Consider the following 19,739-nt stretch of genomic DNA (forward strand, 5'->3'; position numbering starts at 1 on the left):
GGCTGCGTTCTTTTGTCTCGAAACACACCGAAAAACATCCTCGAAGCCGCCCCTCGAAAGCTGGCTAACCTTAAAGCATTCCCCCTGAGCAAGGACGCTCACGATGCTTCTGCGCCTGTTTTCCTGTTTGTTCCTGCCCCTGCTTTGCCTGAGCGCAAACGCTGCTGACTGCCCCGACTGGCCACCCGCCCGCGCCCTGGACGAAATCACCGCCCTGCAAAAACAAATCGACTTCTGGGACGACAACTATCACCGCCACGGACGTTCGCTGGTTGCCGACGAAATCTACGATCAATCCCGCGCGCGATTGAGCGAATGGCGTGAGTGTTTTGACCTGGGTCTGCCCCCCGACCCCTTGCGCACGGCGGGCGGCAAGATGGCCCACCCCATCGCCCACACGGGCCTGGAAAAACTGCGTGATGGCAGAGCCGTCGAGCATTGGCTACGCAAGCGCAATGACATCTGGATACAACCCAAGGTCGACGGCGTGGCCGTGACGTTGATCTATCGCAACGGCACTCTGCATCAAGCGATCAGTCGAGGTGACGGCTTGAACGGCCAGGACTGGACCGCCTCGGCCCGACTGATCGAGGCCATCCCCCGGCAACTGCTGCAACCATTGGATTTGCTGGTGCAAGGCGAACTCTACTGGCGCCTGACCGACCATGTGCAAGCCAAGGCAGGCAGCCTCAACGCCCGCTCCACGGTGGCCGGGTTGATGGCACGCAAGGAGCTGAACGCCGAGCAGGCAAATGGTATCGGGTTGTTTGTCTGGGATTGGCCGCAAGGTCCGGCAAGCCTGTCGGCCCGCGTAGCGGCTCTCGATAAAATGGGTTTCCCGGGCGCTGCGCCTTACAGCCAGCCAATCAAGGTGTTCGCCGACGCTGAACGATGGCGCGATCACTGGTATCGCACGCCCCTGCCCTTCGCCAGTGACGGTGTCGTTTTGCGTCAGAGCCAGCGCCCACCGGCCGAACGCTGGCAGGCGCGACCATCCTTCTGGAGCGTTGCCTGGAAGTATCCGTTCGCCCAGGCACTGGCCGAAGTGCGCAAGGTCCACTTCAAGATTGGGCGGACGGGCCGGATTACACCGGTGCTGGATCTAACGCCGGTGAAGCTTGATGACCGACAGATCAAGCGTGTGAGCGTCAGCTCCCTGCGACGCTGGGAGGAGCTGGATATCCGTCCCGGGGATCAGGTGTCCGTGACCCTGGCGGGCCTGACCATTCCGAGACTGGATGGCGTCGTGCTGCGCAGTACCGAACGCACTGAGTTGACCGTGCCATCAGCGGCCGACTTTCATCATTTGAGTTGCTGGCAACCAACCTCAGGATGCGAAAGCCAATTCCTCGCGCGCCTGACCTGGCTCAGCGGCAAACAAGGACTGGCTTTGTCCCATGTCGGCCCTGGCACTTGGGAGAAACTTTTCGAAACAGGCCGCCTCAACAGCCTGCTGGATTGGTTGACCCTCGATGCTCAAGAGCTTGCTAACATTGCCGGCTTCGGCGAGCGCAGCGCGGCTCGTCTTTCAGACAGTTTTCACAGCGCCCGGCAACGCCCTTTCGCTCGCTGGCTCAAAGCCTTGGGGTTGCCGCCGACCGGCCAGGCACGACTTGCCGATTCATGGCAGGAACTGGCAAATAGAAACACCGAACAATGGCAGGCAGAAGCAGGTATCGGCCCAGGACGGGCGGCGCAACTGAGCGCCTTTTTCCGCGACCCGCACGTCCTGGCACTGAGTCAAACATTACGTATGGCCGGGATTGACGGTTTTTAGATGCCGACGACACCTGGCAGCCCGGGAACCCAAAGGTGCCGACGGGCTCAAACGCCCATCGCCACATCGACCCGATTGCCTTTGCACATGGAGCTTTTATGAAATTTCTTTCACCGCTCGCCTTGCTGACCCTTTGCAGCGTGATGGCCGCTCCCCTGATGGCCGCCGAAGAAGCCCCGGGACTGACGGGCTGCGCCGCCAAGAAGCAGGGCATCATCAATCAGATCGAACTGGCCAAATCCCATGGCAACACCGAACAGCAGACCGGCCTCGAAACGGCCCTGAGCGAAGTCACCACCCATTGCACCGACGCCTCGCTGAAGAAGGAACGGGAAAACAAGGTGCTCGACGCCAAGCATGAAGTCAGCAAGCGTCAGGCCGACCTGGACAAAGCCATGAAGAAAGGCGATCCGGACAAGATCAACAAGCGCAAAGACAAACTCGCCGAGTCCCGCAAGGAATTGCAGGACGCGCTCGATGAGTTGGACAAGTAAGTTTCAGGATGATTGATCGTTCCCACGCCCCTGCGTGGGAACGCAGCCCGTGACGCTCCGCGTCACTGGACGCGGAGCGTCCCTTGAGGCAATCCCACGCGGAGCATGGGAACGATCGACGCAGCCAGAGCACCACCAATCAATGATCCCGAAACTCTTTATGGCAGGCACTACAGGCATCTTCGACTTTCTGCATCGCAGGCCCCAGGTTACTGGCCTTGTAAGGCTGAACCTTGCTGGCAATCACCAATTCACCGGTGGCGGTTTCAAGGGTGCGGACCATTTCCTGGAAGCGTGCCTGCTGCTGCCACACATTGTCCTTGGCGCTGGTGTGATCTTCTTCGCGCACCTGCGGGAAATGCTTCCAAGGTTCACGGGACAAGGCGTCGAGTTTCACGGCGCCTTCCGCAAATTTCGGACCGTCGAACGGGATACGACCACGCAACATGCCGCCCAGGTCTTCGCCGGTCTTGAGCATCTGTTTGAAGATCGCCTTGCGTTGTCCCAGCGGCGAATTCGGGTCGACACCGCCGCAGGCAGACAAGGTCAGGCAGGCCAGCAATACAACAGAAAGTCTTTTAAGAGTCATGGTGGCTTCAGGTCACGGGAAACGGCGGCCAGTATCCTCGCGTCATCGGCAAAGACCAATAGCCCTATTATCAATACGGGTTGTTTGAGCGCATGGAGCACTCAGGCAACCGGCAAAGGAATTACTCCATGAACAGCCGTTTCAAGGCATGGCGTCACCACCTCGTGTGGACTCTTCCAATGGTGGCCGTGCTCGCTGGCTGCACCGGCGGCGATAACAACACCCCTAAGACCCACGCGCTGGCGACCTACTCCAGTGCCACCTGGGAAGCGCTGCCGGCGGTGTCCGACACCGACCTCGTCGCCGGTTTCGGCTCGTGGCGCAGCGCCTGCACCCGACTCAAGGCCGACCCGGTCTGGGGCTCGACCTGTGCGGCATCCGCCAATGTGCCGCAGACCGCCAGCGACATTCGCGGCTTTCTCAAGCAGAACCTCGATGTCTACGGCCTGCGCGCCGCCAATGATAATCCCAACGGTTTGATCACCGGTTATTACGAGCCGGTCTACCCCGGCAGCCTGACCCAGACCGAAGTGGCGAACATTCCGGTGTACGGCGTGCCCGAGGACATGATCATTGTCTCGCTGGACAGCATCTACCCCGAGCTCAAAGGCAAACGCCTGCGCGGACGCCTCGAAGGACGCGTGCTCAAGCCTTACGACGATGCGGCAACGATCGAGACCAATGGGGTCAAGGCGCCAGTGGTTGCCTGGCTGACCGACCCGATGAACCTGCAATTCCTGCAAATCCAGGGTTCGGGGCGCATTCAGCTCGACGACGGTCGTCAGTTGCGCATCGCTTACGCTGACCAGAATGGTCATCCGTACCGGCCAATCGGGCGCTGGCTGGTGGAGCAAGGCGAGCTGAAAAAAGAAGACGTGACCATGGGTGCGATCAGCACGTGGGCCAAGGCCAATCCATCGCGTATTCCAGAACTGCTGGGCAGCAACCCGAGTTATGTGTTCTTCACTCGCAACCCGGACAGCAACGAAGGCCCACGCGGCTCGCTGAACGTTCCGCTGACGGCCGGTTACAGCGCGGCAGTGGACCGCAAAGTGATTCCGTTGGGCAGCCTGTTGTGGTTATCGACCACCAAACCGGACGGCACCGCGCTGGTACGGCCCGTCGCGGCGCAAGACACGGGCGGCGCGATTGCCGGTGAAGTGCGTGCAGATCTGTTCTGGGGCACTGGCGAGGCGGCCGGGCAATTGGCCGGGGATATGAAACAGCAAGGGCAGATCTGGATGCTTTGGCCTAAAGGTGCAGCGTTGCCGCAAGTGCCACAGGTGGCTGATGCGGTGAAGGCCAATCCTTAAGCCATGTATTGGCAGGTAGATAGTCATCGCGGGCAAGCCCGCTCCCACATTAGATCTATGCAACACCAGAGATCAACTGTGGGAGCGGGCTTGCCCGCGATGAGGCCGGCAAAACCAGCGAAGTATTCTCAGACCGACACCACAAAAAAACTGACGATCAACCCCATCCCCACAAACCACACCAACGACCGCAAAATCGCCCAGTCCGCCAGGTAGCAAATGATGTACAGCAGCCGACTGGTGATAAACAGCACCGCCAGCACGTTGACCGTCACCAGCTGCGCCGTGCCCACCAGGTGCGCAACAATCACCGCGATCGCGAACGCCGGGGTCACTTCAAAACTGTTCAGTTGCGCCGCATACGCGCGTCTACCCAAACCATTCAGCGAATCAAGAAAGTCCCGGGGGTCATGGTTGTCTTGCAGCCCGAACCTGCCACTGACCTTGGCAATGCCCGTGCAGAGATAGGGCAGGAAAATCGCGATCAAAATGCACCACAGAGCAACCGTCATAAAGCAATCCTTTCTTCAGTTTTAGAATGTTGAATACCCGTCAGAACTTCATTACCAAAATACCGATCAGCACGAGCCCACAGGCTAAGAGCCTTGGCCTGCCGAAAGGTTCTTTCAGGTAACGCATGCCGAACAGCACCACCAGGATCACGCTGATCTCGCGCAACGCCGCCGCTTCGGCAATCGACCCCAGCTGCATTGCCCACAGCACCAAAGCGTAGCTGAACAACACGCAGAACCCGACCGCCAAGCCCAGTCGCCACTGTTCACGCCAGAACAGCATGAACGCCGGGCGCTTGCGCACCCACGCCAGCAGCGGGAACGGCCAGGCGCTGAGCAACGTGACCCAGACCAGATAGTCCCGAGGGTGCGACCAGCGCCGTAACGCCTGGCCATCGATGAAGGTGTAGCAGCCGATGCACAGGCCGATCAGCGCCACCACCGGCAACATCGACCACGGCAGACGCGCACCGCCGCCACCCTGCCAGAGCAGGCACAGCATGCCAAACGGGATCAACAGGATTCCGAAGATCTGCTGATTCGTCAGCACTTCGCCAGCGAAGATCAGCGTCAGTGCCAGCACCACCAGCGGCGACAGTCCACGCATCAACGGATAGACCAAGCCGAGGTCGCCGACCCTATACGCCTGGATCAGCAGATAGCGATAGAGCAGTTCGAACGCCGCCGACGCCAGAATCCACGGCCAGATTTCAATCGGTGGCAGCGCCACGAACGGCAGCATCAGGGCGACAAACAGCATCGCGACGCTGTCCATGCAGGCCACCACCAGCAGCCGTTCGGCGCTGAACTTGATCAGGGTATTCCACGCCGCGTGCAACAGCGCCGCCACCAACACCAGAGCCGTCGCAAGCACGGCATACTCCTTATTTTGTCCCGCCTCCCTGTAGGAGCCAGGCTTGCCGGCGAAGGCGTCTTTGCGATTGCCTTCGCCGGCAAGCCTGGCTCCTACAGAATCCGGCGGGATAATTGATTCGCCATAGGTCAGCAGCTGTTTATACTGCCAGCGACCACGCCGCACTCAGTTGCGCACAGACTAATTCCAATAATTTCTGCCCCTGCCCGCTCTCTTCGAGAACGGCCATCGGCATGCGTATGCCTGATCAGAGCGTCAAGACTACCGACAGAGACCTTGCGCATGCCACTCGCCTTGCTTGCCCTCGCTGTTGCCGCGTTTGGCATCGGCACCACTGAATTCGTCATCATGGGCTTGCTGCCCGACGTCGCCCGCGACCTCGCCGTGAGCATTCCCCACGCTGGCCTGCTGATTACCGGCTACGCCCTGGGCGTGGTGTTCGGCGCGCCGATCCTTGCGATCGGCACCGCCAACATGCCGCGCAAAGCCACGCTATTGGGCATGACGCTGATGTTCATCGTTGGCAACGTGCTGTGCGCATTGGCGCCGAACTACGCCACGTTGATGGCCGCACGGGTGGTCACCGCGTTGTGCCACGGTGCGTTTTTCGGCATCGGCTCGGTGGTCGCGGCAGGCCTGGTTGCGCCGAACAAAAGGGCGCAGGCCATTGCCATGATGTTCACCGGCCTGACGCTGGCCAACGTGCTCGGAGTGCCATTGGGCACCGCGCTCGGGCAATACGCCGGCTGGCGTTCGACGTTCTGGGCGGTCTCGGTGATCGGCGTCATTGCAGCGCTCGCGCAGTGGCTTTGGCTGCCGAAGGACATCGCGATGGACAAGGCCAACCTCGCCAGCGAGTTCAAAGTGCTGGGCAAGGTCAATGTGTTGCTGGCCTTGGGCATGAGCGTGCTGGCGTCGACCAGCCTGTTCAGCGTGTTCACCTACATCGCGCCGATTCTGCAGGACATCACCGGTGTCAGCCCCCATGGCGTGACGATCATGCTGCTGTTGTTTGGCGTCGGCCTGACGGCGGGCAGCATGCTGGGCGGTCGTCTGGCGGACAGCCGATTGCTGCCTTCATTGGTCGGTATGGCACTGGCCGTATTAGTCGTGCTGGCGGCATTCACGCAAACCAGCCACTCGGTCATTCCGGCGGCGATCACGCTGGTGCTGTGGGGGATTTTTGCGTTTGCCCTGTGCCCGATTCTGCAACTGCTGATCATCGATCAGGCGCATGAAGCCCCGAACCTCGGCTCGACGCTGAACCAGAGCGCCTTCAATCTCGGTAACGCGGCCGGCGCCTGGATTGGCGGGTTAGTTGTTGCCAGCGGTGCAGATCTGGCGGACCTGCCGTGGACTGGCGCGCTAGTCAGCGGGCTGACGGTGCTGACAGCGCTTTTCTTCATCTACCTGCAACGTCGCAGTACTGCAGCAGTTAATGTGTCCGGCTGAGCAACTGCGTCACTGATCATTCTTTGCTTTTCTGCGGATCGGGTTCCTGGCTTTGATCCGCCGTCTTCTTCGGCGGCCCGCTCTCGCTGCGGATCTGCGCATGGCTGATCAGCGCGAAGATAAAGCTGCCGCCGATGATATTCCCCGCCAGCGTCGGCCCGGCGAACACCAGCCAGAAATCCTTCCACGGCAACTCGCCGGCAAACACCAGGTACGAGACTTCGGCCGACCCCACCACGATGTGGGTGAAATCCCCGAGCGCCATGAGGTAGGTGATGAGGATGATGATCCACATCTTGGCGCTTTCCATGGACGGGATCATCCAGACCATGGTTGCAATCATCCAGCCCGAGACGATGCCTTTGGCGAACATCTGGCTGGCGTCGTTTTCCATGATCTTGCGCCCGATATCGAGGAAGGCCAGGTCGGTCTTGCTGTCGAAAATCGGCAAATTGAGCATCACGTAGGCCACGAGCAGCGTGCCGCAGAGGTTGCCGACCAGCACCACTGACCACAGGCGTAGCAATCGCCCGAAATTGTTCAGTGTGGGTTTGGTCATGATCGGCAGCACAGCCGTCAGGGTGTTCTCGGTGAACAATTGCTGACGGGCGAGGATGACCGCGAGAAAGCCGGCGCAGTAGCCGAAACTGGCGATCACCTTGAAGCCTTCACCGTCCGGCAGTCGGGAGTTGAGCAGTCCCATGGCCATCAGCGACAGGCCCATGGTCAGGCCGGCGGCCAGTGCCGACCACCACAAGGCAGCGACACTGCGCTCGAGTTCCTGATCGCCCTGGGTACGGATGATTTCGTGCAGCACCGCTGCTCGTGGTGGCTGGCTTTTGTCGACGTCGTGCTGTTCTTCCGGCGACAGGTTTGGGGTCTTGCCGTCTTTCTTGGTATCCATAAAGCTCCGGAACCGGTGGTGTGTCATGTAGGTACGACACGCGGGGTTCGGAGCTGTTCACTGACCGTCCAAACGAAACCGGCTCTGTAGGAGCGAGGCTTGCCCGCGAAGGGTTCACCTCGGTGTTGGTGGTGACGCAAATGACGCCTTCGCGAGCAAGCTTCGCTCCTACGGAGCTCGCATTACTCGCTGGCAATATCATCCTTGAACTGGTCTTTGACGTACTTGATCTCGGTCTGGCCGTGCGGCGCGGGCAATCCGTCTTCACCCAGGTTGACGAAGACAATTTTGTCCACCGTCAGGATGCTTTTACGGGTGATCTTGTTACGCACTTCGCACTTGAGGGTGATGGAGGTGCGACCGAACTCGGTGGCGGTGATGCCCAGTTCGATGATGTCGCCCTGGCGCGAGGCGCTGACAAAGTTGATTTCGGAAATGTACTTGGTGACCACACGCTGATTGCCCAACTGGACGATGGCGTAGATCGCCGCTTCTTCGTCGAGCCAGCGCAACAGGCTGCCGCCAAACAGCGTGCCGTTGGGGTTGAGGTCTTCGGGTTTTACCCATTTGCGGGTGTGGAAATTCATATTCACTCCTGAGCGTCTTGCCGAATGATGGGGGGCATCATGGCAGAGCCCGGCCTAGAGCTCTATTCGGCATCGACTATGGCCTCGATTACCGTTCGGACATTCATCAACAGAAACGCTTTGGAAGATAAGAATAGCCCGCTATAATCGCCACCGTTTCAAAACGGTAACGTTCCGTGGCCCGTGTGGCCCGTTTTTCAGTTCAAATTCGGATGCCAGAAGTTCAGAGCCAAGGCGCTGTGACAAGTCATAGCTCGCTATGGCGAGGAACAGCAACGCAGGATCTGGGCTTCTGGCGCCGAAGTTGAACTGAAAAACGGGCCACACGGGCCACCCGCTACCGTTTTCCCGCCACCTGTCCGAGGGGCGCTGCAGCAGGTTCGACCTGTCAGGCTCGGATGGGGCGTTGACTGGCCATGATCGGCCGGACACTAAACGCACAACGGCGCCCATTCGCATACATTACGAATGGAGGCTCATCATGAGCGCTGTTATCACGCCTGCAGATTTTAACGATTACAAAGTGGCCGACATGTCCCTGGCTGCCTGGGGCCGTCGCGAAACCATCATCGCCGAATCCGAAATGCCAGCCCTGATGGGTCTGCGCCGCAAGTACGCCGGTGAGCAGCCGCTCAAAGGCGCCAAGATCCTCGGCTGCATCCACATGACCATTCAGACTGCCGTGCTGATCGAAACCCTGGTTGCCCTGGGTGCCGAAGTGCGTTGGTCGTCCTGCAATATTTTCTCGACTCAAGACCAGGCCGCTGCTGCTATCGCCGCTGCCGGTATCGCGGTTTATGCCTGGAAAGGCGAAACCGAAGAAGAGTACGAGTGGTGCCTGGAGCAAACCATCCTCAAAGATGGCGCGCCTTGGGATGCCAACATGATCCTCGACGACGGCGGCGACCTGACCGAGCTGCTGCACAAGAAATACCCGGCGATCCTGGACCGCGTCCACGGCGTGACCGAAGAAACCACCACTGGCGTTCACCGCCTGCTGGACATGCTGGCCAAGGGCGAGCTGAAAATCCCGGCCATCAACGTCAACGACTCGGTGACCAAGAGCAAGAACGACAACAAGTACGGCTGCCGTCACAGCCTGAACGATGCGATCAAGCGCGGTACCGACCACCTGCTGTCCGGCAAGCAAGCGCTGGTCATCGGTTACGGTGACGTGGGCAAGGGTTCGGCCCAGTCCCTTCGTCAGGAAGGCATGATCGTTAAAGTCTCCGAAGTCGATCCGATCTGCGCCATGCAAGCCTGCATGGACGGCTACGAGCTGGTTTCGCCGTTCATCGACGGCATCAACGACGGCACCGAAGCCAGCATCGACAAAGCGCTGCTGGGCAAGATTGATCTGATCGTGACCACCACCGGCAACGTCAATGTTTGCGACGCAAACATGCTCAAAGCCCTGAAGAAGCGCGCTGTTGTCTGCAACATCGGTCACTTCGACAACGAAATCGACACCGCTTTCATGCGCAAGAACTGGGCATGGGAAGAAGTGAAGCCACAGGTTCACAAGATCCACCGTACCGGCCCTGGCGCATTCGACGCCCAGAACGACGACTACCTGATCCTGCTGGCCGAAGGCCGTCTGGTTAACCTGGGTAACGCAACCGGCCACCCAAGCCGCATCATGGACGGTTCGTTCGCCAACCAGGTTCTGGCGCAGATCTTCCTGTTCGGCCAGAAGTACGCCGACCTGTCGCCAGCCCAAAAAGCCGAGCGCCTGACCGTTGAAGTACTGCCGAAGAAACTCGACGAAGAAGTGGCCCTGGAAATGGTCCGCGGTTTCGGCGGCGTTGTGACTCAACTGACCAAGACCCAGGCCGACTACATCGGCGTGACCGTCGAAGGTCCGTTCAAGCCGCACGCTTACCGCTACTGATTGGTCCTGCTGTCCGCTCCCCCATCGGGAGCGGACTCATGCAGGAATCATCCGCTCTCTGTAGGAGCGAAGCTTGCTCGCGAACGCTTCACCACGGCGTTTCTGAAACACCGAGGCGCCTGATTCGCGAGCAAGCTTCGCTCCTACAGAGAACGTAGCGTCCTGCAAGGCTTATGTGTTTCCAAGGATATGACCATGTCCCAAGACCGTCGCTACAGCTTCGAGTTCTTCCCTACGAAGACCGACGCTGGGCATGAAAAGCTACTCGCCACTGCCCGTCAGCTGGCCACGTATAACCCCGATTTCTTCTCCTGCACCTATGGCGCTGGCGGTTCGACCCGTGATCGCACGCTCAACACCGTGTTGCAGCTCGAAAGCGAAGTCAAAGTCCCGGCCGCACCGCATCTGTCTTGCGTTGGCGACAGCAAGGACGACCTGCGCGGCCTGTTGACTCAATACAAGGCAGCCGGCATCACGCGTATCGTTGCCCTGCGCGGTGACCTGCCTTCGGGTATGGGCATGGCCAGCGGCGAATTGCGCCACGCCAACGACCTGGTTCAATTCATTCGTGAAGAAACCGGCGATCATTTCCACATCGAAGTCGCTGCTTATCCGGAGATGCATCCGCAAGCGCGAAACTTCGAAGACGATCTGAACAACTTCGTGCGCAAGGCCAATGCTGGCGCCAACAGTGCGATCACCCAGTACTTCTTCAACGCCGACAGCTACTTCTACTTCGTAGAGCGTGTACGGGCGATGGGCGTGAACATCCCGATCGTGCCGGGGATCATGCCGATCACGAACTACAGCAAACTCGCGCGTTTCTCCGACGCTTGCGGTGCGGAAATCCCGCGCTGGATCCGCAAACAGCTGGAAGCCTACGGCGACGACACCCAGAGTATTCAAGGCTTTGGTGAGCAAGTCATCACCGAAATGTGCGAACGCCTGCTGCAAGGCGGCGCACCGGGGCTGCACTTCTACACACTGAATCAGGCTGAAGCGAGCCTGGCGGTTTGGAATAACCTGAAGTTGCCGCGCTAAGATCAAGATCAAGAGATCGCAGCCTCGTTGCACTCGACAGCTCCTACAGGGGATTACGTACTCTGTAGGAGCTGTCGAGTGAAACGAGGCTGCGATCTTTTGCGTTTAACGCCCGAACCAGAGCTTTTGGATCCGGTTTCTGGCTCTTTAGGACTTCCCGTCGTAATCTCAAGCCATGCCTCTGATCGCACAGTTTCTGACCGTGTTTCTTTTCACTTGCCTGAGCTTCACCGCTCGGGGCGAGAAGCTGCGCATTGTCACCGAGCCATGGGCGCCTTATGTCTATGAGGAAAACGGCAAATCCCTGGGCCTGGATTACGAAACCACGGCGATCGTGTTCAAGCGCCTGGGGATCGAAGTGGACTGGCAGTTCCTGCCGTGGAAACGCTGCCTGTCCATGCTTGAAACCGGCCAGGCGGATGGTGCGCTGGATATTTTTCACAGCGATGAACGCGACGCCACCTTGCTCTACCCCGGCGAACCGCTGTCGGAAGTCGAGTTCGTAATGTTCTACGCCAACGAGCGCCCCCATCCATTCCGTACCCTCGACGACCTGAAAGGCCTGACCATCGGCACCTCGCCGGGTTATCTCTACAGCAAGGATTTCAGCGAATCGACCCTGTTCAGCCGGGAGCCGGCGCCGACCCATGAAGCCAACTTCGGCAAACTGGTGCGCGGGCGGATCGACCTGCTGATAACTGATCGCAGGGTCGGCCAGCACTTGCTTGATGAATTGGGCATCCGCGACAAGATCACTGAAAACCCGACTGTCATCAGCCATCAGAGCCAGTTTTTGGCGGTACGCCGTAACGCCGGCATGGATTTGCTGGTGCAGCGCTTCGGTGCCGAGCTCAAGCGCTTCAAGCGCGAGCCCGCCTACGCTGAGCTGAGCGCCCGTTATGGCGCGGGTCCGGGCACCGGAGGGCAAGCCACCACCGCCACCACGGCCACGGTAAAAACCGTTGAGCAGCAGGAAAGCGGCGCGCAGTGATTGCTCTGTTATACTCCGGCGTTCCCGCCAGGCTCACGCCCGGACGCTCGGACTTGTTCAAGGCATCTCGATCCGCTACAGCGCAGCTTTTCAGCCCGCGCGAGCGCTCCAGACGAGCCTTCGAGGCCCAGCAGGACCGGACGGGATTGCGTTCCTCTTAAACGCCATTCGCGCCAGGCAAGACTCCCATTGGGCCAAGCCCTAACTAAAACAGGATTACTCATGTCCTTTGCTTCCCTCGGTCTCTCCGAGGCTTTAGTCCGCGCCATCGAGGCAGCGGGCTATACCGAGCCTACTCCGGTGCAACAGCGGGCTATTCCCGCCGTGTTGCAAGGTCGCGACCTGATGGTCGCGGCACAGACAGGTACTGGTAAAACCGGCGGCTTCGCCCTTCCGATTCTGGAGCGGTTGTTCCCCAACGGTCACCCGGACAAATCCCAGCGTCACGGCCCGCGCCAACCGCGCGTACTGGTCCTGACCCCTACCCGCGAACTCGCGGCTCAAGTACACGAGAGCTTCAAGGTCTATGCCCGTGACCTGAAGTTCGTCAGCGCCTGCATCTTCGGCGGCGTCGGCATGAACCCGCAAGTTCAGGCCATGTCCCGCGGTGTTGACGTGCTGGTGGCCTGCCCCGGCCGCCTGCTCGACCTCGCCGGTCAAGGCAGCGTCGATTTGTCCCACGTGGAAATCCTCGTGCTGGACGAAGCCGACCGCATGCTCGACATGGGCTTTGTCCATGACGTGAAGAAGGTCCTGGCTCGTCTGCCGAGCAAACGCCAGAACCTGCTGTTCTCGGCGACGTTCTCCAAAGACATCACCGACCTTGCCGGCAAGTTGCTGCACAACCCGGAACGCATCGAAGTCACGCCGCCGAACACCACGGTCGAGCGCATCGAGCAACGCGTCTTCCGCCTGCCAGCCAACCACAAGCGTTCGCTGCTGGCGCACCTGATCACCGCTGGCGCCTGGGAACAGGTCCTGGTGTTCACCCGCACCAAGCACGGCGCCAACCGCTTGGCCGAGTACCTGGACAAACACGGCCTCAGCGCCGTCGCGATCCACGGCAACAAGAGCCAGAACGCGCGCACCAAAGCCCTGGCCGACTTCAAGGCCGGTGAAGTGCGCATCCTGGTCGCCACCGACATCGCCGCTCGCGGCTTGGATATCGACCAGTTGCCACACGTGGTCAACTTCGAACTGCCAAACGTCGACGAAGATTACGTTCACCGTATCGGCCGTACCGGCCGCGCCGGTCGTTCGGGCGAGGCGATCTCGCTGGTCGCCCCGGACGAAGAAAAGCTGCTGAAAAGCATCGAGCGCATGACCAAGCAGAAGATTGCCGACGGCAACCTGATGGGCTTCGACTCCAGCGCTGTAGAAGCCGAGAAACCGGAAGTGCGCGAGCGTCCGGATGTGCGTAACCCGCGCAACCCACGTGGCCCGCGCGGCGACGGCCCGAACGGCACCGGTGGTGGTGGCGGTCGTAAAGACAAGGGCAAGGACAAGGGCGGCAAGGAAAAAGCGCCTGCCACTGGCCGCGGTGATCGCCCGGCCCGTGAACACAAGCCACGCGAAGGCACCCCGGCTCGCGAGCAACAGCGTCCAGCGCCACGCGCTGCTGCTGCAGACCGTGCTCCGGACGAGTTCCTGGATGACGATATCGATAACTTCGGTAACCGTGTCGACTACGTTCCTCAGGCCAAACCGGCTCAGGGCCGTGGCCGCCGCCCGGGTGCTCCGGCACAAGGCACGGCAGCCGGCGCAGGTGCTGGCGCTCCACGCACCGGCGGCAAGCCTCAGGGTCGCCAAAGCGGTCCGCGCAGCAGCGACGGCGCCACCACCGGCACGCCGCCGGCCAAGCGCAGTGGTCCACGCAACGGCGCCCCACGCGACGGTCAGGCCCGTCGCGAAGAGTCGCGCAACCGTCGTCCGGCTCGCACCGACGACCAGCCGCGTTCGGAACCTGCCGTGCAGAACCCGCGCGGCCCGGCACCGAAGATCATTCACAAGGAGTCGAAAACCGATCGTTTCCCGACGCCTGAACAACTTGATCAATTGCCAGGCCGTCCTCGTGGTGAGAAGCCAGCGTTGCTGACACGCAATCGCTGAGTCATCACCGCAATGAAAAATGCCCCTGATCTCACGATCCGGGGCATTTTTTCTGCTTCACCATAACCCAGTAGGAGCGAGGCTTGCCCGCGAAGGGGTCAACCGGATTTCTGTGGTGAGGCCGCTGGCGCTTTCGCGGGCAAGCCTCGCTCCTACAGGATTTGTGGTGCGACGCAGATTATGTTCGGCAATAAAAAACGCCCCCGATCGCGAGATCGGGGGCGTTTTTGTCTGGCGCGAAAATTACTTCGCTTTCACACCTTCAAACGTCACGTACAGCTCGACCGCATCGGAGGTTGGGCCCAGGTCTTTCTGCTTGCCGAAGTCGGAACGCTTGATGCTGGTGGTGCCTTCGAAGCCGGCACGGTAGCCGCCCCATGGATCCTTGCCTTCGCCCAGGAAAGTGGCCTTGACCACGACTGGTTTGGTCACACCAAGAATGGTCAGGTCGCCGGTCACGTCGGCAGTGTCTTTGCCAGCGGCGTTTTTACCGGTGGATTTGACGCTGGTGGAGACGAACTTGGCATCGGCAAATTTGCCCACGTTCAGGAAGTCACCGCTGGCGATATGCTTGTCACGTTCAGCGTGGTTGGTGAATACGCTGGCGGTTTTGACATTGAACTCGATCTTGCTGTCTTCCGGCTTGGCCGCATCGAAGCTGAACTTGCCATCGATGTCCTTGAAGGTACCGGTGATGAAGCTATAGCCCAAGTGGCTGATCTTGAAGTCAACGAAGGCGTGCTGGCCTTCCTTGTCGACAACGTAGTCAGCCGCCATCACGTTGGCGGACAGCAGAGCCGAACCGATTGCCAGAGCAGCGAGTGTTTTTTTCAACATGCTTTCTATTCCTTTGGAGTCGAGGTTGAACTTCAGGCTTTGCGGCCCAGCATTCGAGTGAGGGTCGCATCACGATCGATAAAGTGGTGCTTCAATGCTGCCAACGCATGGAGACCGGAAAAAATTACCAGCGCCCACGCCAGATACAGATGAATCACACCGGCGGTGTCTGCCTGGTCCGGTAGTCCGGAAACCAGCGCAGGAACTTCAAACAGGCCAAACACCGAAATCCCGACACCATCTGCGGTGGAAATCAGGTATCCGGCAATCATCACAGCGAACAGACTGAAGTACAGGAACGAATGACCGAACCTGGCGCCGAGACGCGTCAGGCGGCTATACGTTTCCAGTGTCGGCGGTGGCGGGCTGACAAAGCGCCACAACACCCGCAAGACCATGACAGCCAACAACACCAGGCCAATGCTCTTGTGCAATTCCGGCGCGTCTTTGCGCCAGGTGCTGTAGTAGTCGAGACCGACCATCCACAAGCCCAGCGCGAACAAACCAACGACGACCAGCGCCACGCCCCAGTGCATAAAGATGCTGACCCAACCGTAGCGGGAAGAAGAGTTACGTAACTGCATTGCCCAAATCCTGTGAGAACTGCGACCAAGACTATCGAGTTATCTATCGAATTAAAGCGGAAAATTTTGCTTTGAAATATCGAGAAATACGATCAAGAGTCTGAAATAGGCTAGTTAAGGAAAGATTAAAGGCGAAAGTGTGGCGGGGTGTTAATGGCAGATTGAGAAATCTTTGCCGGCTGACAGGGCCCCTTCGCGGGCAAGCCCGCTCCCACAGTGGGTAGAGGTGTCCACAAAATCCGCATACGACGCCGCCCCTTGTGGGAGCGGGCTTGCCCGCGAAAGCGATAGCGCAGGCAATAAAAAAAGCGCGGCATGAAAGCCGCGCTTCTGGTCACCTCAACGCCTTACTGCACCTTGGTCTCTGTCGCTGCCGGAGTCGCCGCAGCAGGCTTGGCCACCGGTTTCTTCGCCAGTTCAGCTTTCTTCGCCGCTGGTTTGGCCGGAGCCTTTTTGGCCTCGGTTTTAGCCGCAGGCTTTTTCGCCGCAGGTTTGGCCGCTGCCTTTTTGGCTGGCTCGGCTTTCACCGGTACAGCAGGCTTCGGCGCTTCCACCGGCGCAGGGGCCGGAGTTGGCACTGGCGCTGGAGCCGGTGCTACCGGAGCAACTGGCTCTGGTGCCTTGACCGGTTCCGGCTTCTTCTCGTCATCGGACGAACCACCAAACAGGTTGGTGAAGAAGTTGCCTTTCTTCGCCGCCACCGCACCCGCCGCTACAGCGGTCGCTGCCGGCACAACCTTCGCAGGCTCGAACGACTTGCCCGCCGCCAGGTCTTCAACCTGACTGGCCGCGCGCTGACCAGTGCGCAATGCGCCTTCCAGCGTGCCCGGGTACAAGGTGTCGGTGTGTTCGCCGGCAAAGGCTACACGCTGAATCGGACGCTCCCACAGGCGCCAGTACTTGCTGATCTGGCCAGGACCGAACGCCAGGTAAGCGCCGCCCATGGAAGGGTCGGTGCTGTAGCGGCGGATTTCATAACCGGTGAACGAGCCGCGCGCTTGTGGATAAAAGGCGTGCAGACGAATCAGCACCTGGTCGACCATCTGCTTGTCGCCGAACGCCTGCATCACCCGTGCGTTATCGCCGGACAGGTTGATCACCACGTTGGCGCCACCCTTCAGCGCCGGCTCGACCCACAACATGCCCAGGCCGGTGTTGCTGTAGATCTCGCCGGACATGCGCGCCTTGCTTTCCCACACTGGCGTCTTGAACTTCAGCATGATCTGGTCACGCCAGCCGTAGTTGGTGCCCTTGATCGCGCCCAGGTGCTGGGCATCCAGCGCCGGGGTCATCTGAATCTTGTTCAGGGCGCGCAACGGCACGGCCACCACCACGTAGTCAGCCTGATAGCCGACGCTGCCGACTTTGACGGTCACGCCGTCCTTGTCCTGGTTGATGGACGACACCGGGGAGCTGGTCTTGATGGTTTTCAGCTGTTTGACGAAGGCCTGGGCCAGCACCGGGCTACCGCCGAGCAGGCGCGAGGCGCGCAGCTCACGGTCGGAGACGCCACGGTAAACACGGCTCTGTTGTGCGAAATACAGCAGCGACAGGCGCGAAGGTTCGTCATAACGGGTACGAATCTGCTGGTTCACCAACTGACGTGCCGTGGCTGGCAAGCTCAGACGGTCTAGCCAGTTGGAGACGTTGATCTGATCCAGAGCGTGCAGCGTACTGTTGGCCGCCGGGTTCTGTGGATCTTCGATCGAACGTGCCAGATCATCCACGGTCTTTTCGTAGCGCTTGAGTGCTTCGGCGGTGGCCGGCTCCTTGGTGGCCAGATCGGCAGCGGTGTAATACACGCCATCGATCAGGTAGCTCGGGGTCCGCACGAATTCAGGGGCTGGCGTGGTGCTCAGCTTGAAGTTCGATACGTATTTGTTCAGCACCGGTTGGGTCTTGTCGTTGCCGATCCATTCACTGGCGGCCATGCCCGAGCGACCGCCCAGGCTCGGCTTGGCTTCCAGCAGGGTCACCTGCCAGCCTTTGTTCTGCAGTTCATAAGCGGCGGTAAGGCCCGAGAGCCCGCCGCCGATCACGATCGCCGTTTTATCCTTGGCCAGCGCAGACACGCTGAACAGCCCCAACATCACCAGCGCACAGGCGCGCAGCCAACCAGCAGACATTCAGCGAACTCCGGAAATACACGAGGAAATAGCGGTTTTACGAGCCAGACGACTCAAAGAACCGCGAAGAATACGTTAGCCATCAAAAGGCCGCCAGCGACGTCTATCCACCTATACAAAGTAGCTCAATCGACACAATGGGTTGTCCCCGTGCGATGCATTGCATAGGCTTGCGCGATTGTTTGCCCGCGAAACCAGCGAGCCGCCTCGAGGAGACTGAACATGGGCCTGAATAACCAGTGGATGCAACGCGATCTCGCGGTGTTGTGGCATCCCTGCACCCAGATGAAAGACCACGAACAGCTGCCGCTGATCCCGATCAAGCGCGGTGAAGGCGTGTGGCTGGAAGACTTCGAAGGCAAACGCTACCTCGACGCCGTCAGCTCCTGGTGGGTCAACGTGTTTGGCCACGCCAACCCGCGCATCAACCAGCGTATCAAGGATCAGGTCGATCAGCTGGAACACGTGATTCTTGCCGGTTTCAGCCATCAGCCGGTGATCGAGTTGTCCGAGCGCCTGGTGAAGATGACGCCGGAAGGCCTGACCCGGTGCTTCTACGCCGATAACGGTTCGTCCTGCATCGAAGTAGCGCTGAAAATGAGCTTTCACTACTGGCTCAACCGCGGCCAGCCGAACAAGAAGCGCTTTGTCACCCTGACCAACAGCTACCACGGCGAAACAATGGCGGCGATGTCGGTGGGCGACGTGCCGCTGTTCACCGAAACCTACAAGGCGCTGCTGCTGGACACCATCAAGGTGCCGAGCCCTGATTGCTACCAGCGCCCCGAAGGCATGAGCTGGGAAGAACACTCGCGCAATATGTTCGCCGCCATGGAACAGACCCTGGCCGAGAATCACGACACCGTCGCGGCAGTCATCGTCGAGCCGCTGATCCAGGGCGCCGGCGGCATGCGCATGTATCACCCGGTGTACCTCAAATTGCTGCGCGAAGCCTGCGACCGCTACGGCGTGCACCTGATCCACGACGAAATCGCCGTCGGCTTCGGTCGTACCGGGACGATGTTCGCCTGCGAACAGGCTGGCATCCGCCCGGACTTCCTCTGCCTGTCCAAGGCCCTGACTGGTGGTTATCTGCCGTTGGCGGCGTGCGTGACGACCGAAGATGTCTACAGCGCGTTCTACGACGACTACCCGACCCTGCGCGCCTTCCTGCATTCGCACAGCTACACCGGCAATCCGCTGGCGTGCGCGGCGGCCTTGGCGACTTTGGATATTTTCGAAGAAGACAACGTCATCGAGAACAACAAGGTCCTGGCTCAGCGTATGGCCAGCGCCACTGCGCACCTGGCCGATCACCCGAACGTTTCGGAAGTGCGTCAGACCGGCATGGTGCTGGCCATCGAGATGGTCAAGGACAAGGCCACCAAGGAAGCTTATCCGTGGCAGGAACGTCGGGGCTTGAAAGTGTTCCAGCATGCGTTGGAGCGCGGTGCTTTACTTCGACCGCTGGGCAGCGTGGTGTATTTCCTGCCGCCGTACGTAATTACACCGGAGCAGATCGATTTTCTGGCTGAAGTGGCCAGTGAAGGCATCGACATTGCGACCCGTGATGGCATCAGCGTGTCGGTGCCGAAAGACTTCCACCCCGGCTTCCGCGATCCGGGCTAAAGACCAACGCAGTTCCCTGTGGCGAGGGG

Annotated in this window: 17 protein-coding genes and 1 riboswitch; of the genes, 9 read left to right on the forward strand and 8 right to left on the reverse strand. The window is 59.9% G+C overall.

Annotated features, from left to right (window positions below; translation table 11 throughout):
- The first annotated feature begins 103 nt into the window (after positions 1-103).
- Both ligB and ACIQV9_RS13930 read left to right on the forward strand, forming a co-directional pair.
- Complete coding sequence (gene ligB / locus ACIQV9_RS13925; protein WP_403102165.1) at positions 104-1,777, forward strand: NAD-dependent DNA ligase LigB; 1,674 nt, start codon at positions 104-106, stop codon at positions 1,775-1,777.
- Between the two features lie 98 nt (positions 1,778-1,875).
- Positions 1,876-2,271 (forward strand): DUF1090 domain-containing protein, encoded by a 396-nt coding sequence (locus ACIQV9_RS13930; RefSeq protein WP_403102168.1) that lies wholly within the window; start codon positions 1,876-1,878, stop codon positions 2,269-2,271.
- A gap of 139 nt (positions 2,272-2,410) precedes the next feature.
- Here ACIQV9_RS13930 and ACIQV9_RS13935 read toward each other — a convergent pair whose 3' ends face one another.
- The gene (locus ACIQV9_RS13935; RefSeq protein ID WP_403102171.1) at positions 2,411-2,860 is read right to left on the reverse strand and encodes a c-type cytochrome; all 450 of its coding nucleotides are present in this window, start codon (positions 2,858-2,860) and stop codon (positions 2,411-2,413) included.
- Between the two features lie 128 nt (positions 2,861-2,988).
- Between ACIQV9_RS13935 and ACIQV9_RS13940 the strand changes: the two genes are divergently transcribed.
- A complete protein-coding gene (locus tag ACIQV9_RS13940) occupies positions 2,989-4,173 on the forward strand; it encodes a murein transglycosylase A (RefSeq protein ID WP_403102173.1) in 1,185 nt (394 codons plus the stop codon).
- A 128-nt stretch (positions 4,174-4,301) separates the two neighbouring features.
- Here the strand turns inward: ACIQV9_RS13940 and ACIQV9_RS13945 are convergent, their stop codons facing one another.
- Positions 4,302-4,685, reverse strand: coding sequence for an MAPEG family protein (locus ACIQV9_RS13945; protein WP_403102176.1), 384 nt, complete (start codon positions 4,683-4,685; stop codon positions 4,302-4,304).
- Positions 4,686-4,725: 40 nt separating this feature from the next.
- Positions 4,726-5,559 carry an EamA family transporter gene (locus tag ACIQV9_RS13950; protein WP_403102179.1) on the reverse strand — a complete coding sequence of 278 codons (834 nt, stop codon included), beginning with the start codon at positions 5,557-5,559 and terminating at the stop codon, positions 4,726-4,728.
- Positions 5,560-5,841: 282 nt separating this feature from the next.
- Here ACIQV9_RS13950 and ACIQV9_RS13955 point away from each other — a divergent pair, with 282 nt between their 5' ends.
- Positions 5,842-7,011, forward strand: a complete 1,170-nt coding sequence (locus ACIQV9_RS13955; RefSeq protein WP_403102182.1) for an MFS transporter — start codon at positions 5,842-5,844, stop codon at positions 7,009-7,011.
- A gap of 16 nt (positions 7,012-7,027) precedes the next feature.
- On the opposite strand, the gene ACIQV9_RS13960 is transcribed toward ACIQV9_RS13955, so the two are convergent.
- Positions 7,028-7,915 carry a formate/nitrite transporter family protein gene (locus tag ACIQV9_RS13960; RefSeq protein WP_403102185.1) on the reverse strand — a complete coding sequence of 296 codons (888 nt, stop codon included), beginning with the start codon at positions 7,913-7,915 and terminating at the stop codon, positions 7,028-7,030.
- A 182-nt stretch (positions 7,916-8,097) separates the two neighbouring features.
- Positions 8,098-8,502: an acyl-CoA thioesterase gene (locus tag ACIQV9_RS13965; RefSeq protein WP_109635529.1), complete on the reverse strand. Its 405-nt coding sequence runs from the start codon at positions 8,500-8,502 to the stop codon at positions 8,098-8,100.
- Positions 8,503-8,857: 355 nt separating this feature from the next.
- A riboswitch (S-adenosyl-L-homocysteine riboswitch) is annotated at positions 8,858-8,960 on the forward strand.
- 23 nt (positions 8,961-8,983) lie between these two features.
- Here ACIQV9_RS13965 and ahcY point away from each other — a divergent pair.
- The 4 genes from ahcY to ACIQV9_RS13985 all read left to right on the forward strand — a co-directional run bounded on the left by ahcY (position 8,984) and on the right by ACIQV9_RS13985 (position 14,534).
- The gene (gene ahcY / locus ACIQV9_RS13970) at positions 8,984-10,393 is read left to right on the forward strand and encodes an adenosylhomocysteinase (protein ID WP_403102188.1); all 1,410 of its coding nucleotides are present in this window, start codon (positions 8,984-8,986) and stop codon (positions 10,391-10,393) included.
- Between the two features lie 195 nt (positions 10,394-10,588).
- Positions 10,589-11,434 (forward strand): methylenetetrahydrofolate reductase [NAD(P)H], encoded by an 846-nt coding sequence (metF, locus tag ACIQV9_RS13975; RefSeq protein ID WP_403102191.1) that lies wholly within the window; start codon positions 10,589-10,591, stop codon positions 11,432-11,434.
- 175 nt (positions 11,435-11,609) lie between these two features.
- On the forward strand, positions 11,610-12,425 hold the full coding sequence (locus ACIQV9_RS13980) for a substrate-binding periplasmic protein (RefSeq protein ID WP_403102193.1): 816 nt from the start codon (positions 11,610-11,612) through the stop codon (positions 12,423-12,425).
- A gap of 222 nt (positions 12,426-12,647) precedes the next feature.
- A complete protein-coding gene (locus tag ACIQV9_RS13985) occupies positions 12,648-14,534 on the forward strand; it encodes a DEAD/DEAH box helicase (RefSeq protein WP_403102195.1) in 1,887 nt (628 codons plus the stop codon).
- Between the two features lie 243 nt (positions 14,535-14,777).
- Here the strand turns inward: ACIQV9_RS13985 and ACIQV9_RS13990 are convergent, their stop codons facing one another.
- The 3 genes from ACIQV9_RS13990 to ACIQV9_RS14000 form a co-directional block, all read right to left on the reverse strand.
- Complete coding sequence (locus tag ACIQV9_RS13990; protein ID WP_403102197.1) at positions 14,778-15,371, reverse strand: YceI family protein; 594 nt, start codon at positions 15,369-15,371, stop codon at positions 14,778-14,780.
- A 32-nt stretch (positions 15,372-15,403) separates the two neighbouring features.
- On the reverse strand, positions 15,404-15,955 hold the full coding sequence (locus ACIQV9_RS13995; protein WP_403102200.1) for a cytochrome b: 552 nt from the start codon (positions 15,953-15,955) through the stop codon (positions 15,404-15,406).
- A 347-nt stretch (positions 15,956-16,302) separates the two neighbouring features.
- Entirely contained in the window at positions 16,303-18,081 is a 1,779-nt protein-coding gene (locus tag ACIQV9_RS14000) for a flavin monoamine oxidase family protein (RefSeq protein WP_403102203.1), read from the reverse strand.
- A 222-nt stretch (positions 18,082-18,303) separates the two neighbouring features.
- Between ACIQV9_RS14000 and ACIQV9_RS14005 the strand changes: the two genes are divergently transcribed.
- Positions 18,304-19,710: an adenosylmethionine--8-amino-7-oxononanoate transaminase gene (locus tag ACIQV9_RS14005; RefSeq protein WP_403102206.1), complete on the forward strand. Its 1,407-nt coding sequence runs from the start codon at positions 18,304-18,306 to the stop codon at positions 19,708-19,710.
- Positions 19,711-19,739: the final 29 nt, after the last annotated feature.

It is taken from the genome of Pseudomonas sp. NPDC099000 (assembly GCF_044759925.1).
Lineage (GTDB): Bacteria > Pseudomonadota > Gammaproteobacteria > Pseudomonadales > Pseudomonadaceae > Aquipseudomonas.